General features: G+C 63.6%; 4 protein-coding genes. All 4 read left to right on the top strand.

The genetic code is table 11. The features are described 5' to 3' along the window. The first annotated feature begins 325 nt into the window (after window positions 1-325). The gene (aroH, locus tag NZ653_10020; protein MCS7287453.1) at window positions 326-715 is read left to right on the top strand and encodes a chorismate mutase; all 390 of its coding nucleotides are present in this window, start codon (window positions 326-328) and stop codon (window positions 713-715) included. Continuing rightward, on the top strand, window positions 712-1,725 hold the full coding sequence (gene aroF / locus NZ653_10015) for a 3-deoxy-7-phosphoheptulonate synthase (GenBank protein MCS7287452.1): 1,014 nt from the start codon (window positions 712-714) through the stop codon (window positions 1,723-1,725). The genes aroH and aroF overlap by 4 nt, the downstream gene beginning before the upstream one ends. Before the next feature lie 12 nt (window positions 1,726-1,737). Beyond that, window positions 1,738-2,607, top strand: a complete 870-nt coding sequence (locus NZ653_10010; GenBank protein ID MCS7287451.1) for a prephenate dehydrogenase — start codon at window positions 1,738-1,740, stop codon at window positions 2,605-2,607. Continuing rightward, a partial coding sequence (locus tag NZ653_10005; protein ID MCS7287450.1) for a 3-phosphoshikimate 1-carboxyvinyltransferase occupies window positions 2,604-2,927 on the top strand: 324 nt, incomplete at its 3' end. The genes NZ653_10010 and NZ653_10005, both read left to right, overlap by 4 nt.

The raw sequence follows: 2,927 nt of genomic DNA, 5'->3' as shown, positions 1-2,927 counted from the left end.
AAAATTGCGATACAATGCTTCTGCAATTATATGCAACTGCAATAATTTGTCAAGGGATGGGGTCTTGACTTTACGCATCTCAAATCACGAACCTTGACAAAAATTCACTTTCGCGGTAACATACTTCAGGAGATAAGTCCTATGGGTCCTGGAACCTGCGTGTGGGCGCTTTATTACTACTACTATTATGCCGACCCGATCGGGTTTGGCCTGTTGCCACACGCGGGTCCTCCAGCCTAAGAACCTCCTAACGAGCCGTACCGAAAACCAAGCGTGGGGCCGACAGGCCCCACGCTTTTTTATTTTTCCCTTTGGAGGAAGACGTATGCCCTGCCGGGGAATACGGGGTGCGACAACGGTGGATACTAATTCCCCCGAAGCGATTCTCTCCGCAACCCGGGAATTGCTCCAGGCGTTGGTCGCCGCCAACGGCTTGGACCCCGCTGACCTCGCCGGCGCTATCTTCACAGTCACCTCCGACCTGAACGCCGCTTTTCCAGCCCAGGCCGCCCGCGAACTGGGCTGGACGTACGTTCCCCTGCTGTGTGCCCAGGAAATAGACGTGCCAGGCGCTCTTCCGGGCTGCATCCGGGTTCTTCTCCTGTGGAACACCGATAAACCCCCTTCCGAGGTAGTCCACGTCTATCTGCGAGGAGCCCGGAGCCTGCGCCCAGACCTGGCAGAGTCCTATTCACAAGGGAGGAGAGAGCCATGATTATTGTAATGAAACATGGAGCCACACCTCAGCAAATCGCTCACGTCGTCGCCCAGATAGAGCAGATGGGGTTCCGGGCCCATCTCTCCGAAGGGGTGGAGCGCACCATCATCGGCGTCATCGGCGATGAACGGCCTCTGAACAAAGACCAAGTCCTCCTCTGGGACGGCGTGGAGCGGGTCGTGCCTATCCTGCATCCCTTCAAACTGGCCAGCCGGGATTTCAAGCCTCAGGACACACTGGTGAACGTCAACGGAGTTGTAATTGGCGGGCAGAAGGTTGTGGTCATCGCAGGGCCCTGCGCGGTGGAAAGCCGGGAACAAATTCTGGAGGCCGCCCACGCGGTGAAGAGAGCCGGAGCCACCTTCCTGCGCGGCGGCGCCTTCAAGCCCCGCACGTCCCCCTACAGTTTTCAGGGGCTGGGGCTGGAAGGGCTGAAACTCCTGGCAGAGGCACGCGAGCAGACCGGCCTTCCCGTCGTCACGGAAGTGATGTCTCCAGAACAGGTCCCTCTGGTCGCCGAATACGCGGATGTCCTCCAGATTGGCGCCCGGAATATGCAGAACTTCGCCCTTCTGGAGGCCGTCGGCAGAGCCCGCAAGCCCGTTCTCCTCAAACGGGGCCTGATGTCCACCGTAGAAGAACTGCTCCTCTCCGCCGAATACATCCTGGCCCAGGGAAACGAACAGGTCATTCTCTGCGAACGGGGAATCCGGACCTTTGAGACGTACACCCGAAACACGCTGGACATCAACGCCGTCCCGCTCCTGAAACGGTTGACCCACCTGCCGGTGATCGTGGACCCCAGCCACGGGACCGGCAAATGGGAACTGGTGCCCGCCGTCTCCCGCGCCGCTGTCGCTGCCGGAGCGGACGGCCTCATCATAGAGGTCCATCCCCGTCCCGAGGAGGCCCTCTCGGACGGCGCTCAATCCCTGAAACCCGACCATTTTGCGGCCCTGATGGAGGAACTGCGCCGGGTCGCTGAGGCCGTCGGGCGAACGCTGTAAGGTGGGACCTCCATGGACAAGCGCCTTCAGAACGCTCAGGTCACCATCGTCGGGCTGGGGCTGATGGGGGGCTCGCTGGCGGCCGCGCTGACCCAGAGGGGCGCCTGCCATCGCGTCGTTGGAGTGGCGCGGCGGGAGGAGACGGCCCGGGCTGCCCTGAGCCGGGGATGGGTCCACCACGCGACAACGGCCCTGGAGGAGGGGTTGCGGGAGGCCGACCTGGTTGTCCTCGCGACGCCCGTCCGCACCATCCTCTCTCTGCTGGAGGCCATCGGGCCGGTTTTGCCCCCTGGCTGCGTCGTGATGGACGTGGGAAGCACAAAACGGGAAATCGTCGCTGCGATGAACGGACTTCCGGCCACCGTGGAGCCGCTGGGAGGGCACCCCCTGTGTGGAAAGGAGACATCAGGGCTGGAAGCGGCCGACCCGGCCCTCTACGAAGGCCGCGTCTTTGTCCTCACGCCGCTCCCCCGGACCTCGGATTGGGCGCTGGCCCTGGGACAGGAGCTGGCGGAGGCCGTGGGGGCCCGTCCCCTGATCCTGGAACCGGAACTGCACGATTTCCTCGTCGCCGTGTCCAGCCACCTGCCCTATCTCCTTTCGGTGGGGTTGATGTCCACCGCCGAGGAGGTGGCCGCGGAGGTCCCTCTCCTCTGGGAACTTGTCGCCAGCGGGTTCCGCGATACATCCCGCCTGGCCGCCAGCGACGTGACAATGATGATGGACATTTTGTCCACCAACCGGGCCGCCGTCTTGGAGATGCTGCGCCGGTATCGCAGACACCTGGGGGACCTGACGGCGCTCCTGGAGAGCGGCGACGAGGCGGCCATACGGGCTCTGCTGGATACGGTCGCCCAGAAAAGAAGGGGGTTGTTCCAATGAGCGTTCTCCGGATTCTCCCTGGCTACGCCCTGCGCGGTCGGGTCTCCGTGCCGGGGGACAAGTCCATCTCCCACCGCGCGCTGATCCTGGGCGCCCTGGCCGAAGGGGCCAGCCGGGTGGAAAATTTCCTGCCCGCCGCCGACTGCCAGGCAACGGTGCGCTGCCTGCGGGCCCTGGGTGTCCAGATAGAGTCCGTTGGCCCCACCACGCAGGTCGTGTATGGGCGCGGGCTACACGGGTTCTCCCCCGCCGAAGGCCCCCTGGACTGCGGGGGGTCCGGGACGACGATGCGGCTTCTGGCGGGCGTCCTGGCCGGTCAG

This window comes from Anaerolineae bacterium (assembly GCA_025062375.1).
Classification (GTDB): domain Bacteria; phylum Chloroflexota; class Anaerolineae; order SpSt-600; family SpSt-600; genus SpSt-600.
This window is presented reverse-complemented; position numbering and strand designations above follow the sequence as displayed.

Bases quoted from the DNA above. Each gene is read 5' to 3' on its own strand.
- aroH (MCS7287453.1), top strand. From the start codon at position 326: ATGCCCTGCCGGGGAATACGGGGTGCGACAACGGTGGATACTAATTCC.
- aroF (MCS7287452.1), top strand. From the start codon at position 712: ATGATTATTGTAATGAAACATGGAGCCACACCTCAGCAAATCGCTCAC.
- NZ653_10010 (MCS7287451.1), top strand. From the start codon at position 1,738: ATGGACAAGCGCCTTCAGAACGCTCAGGTCACCATCGTCGGGCTGGGG.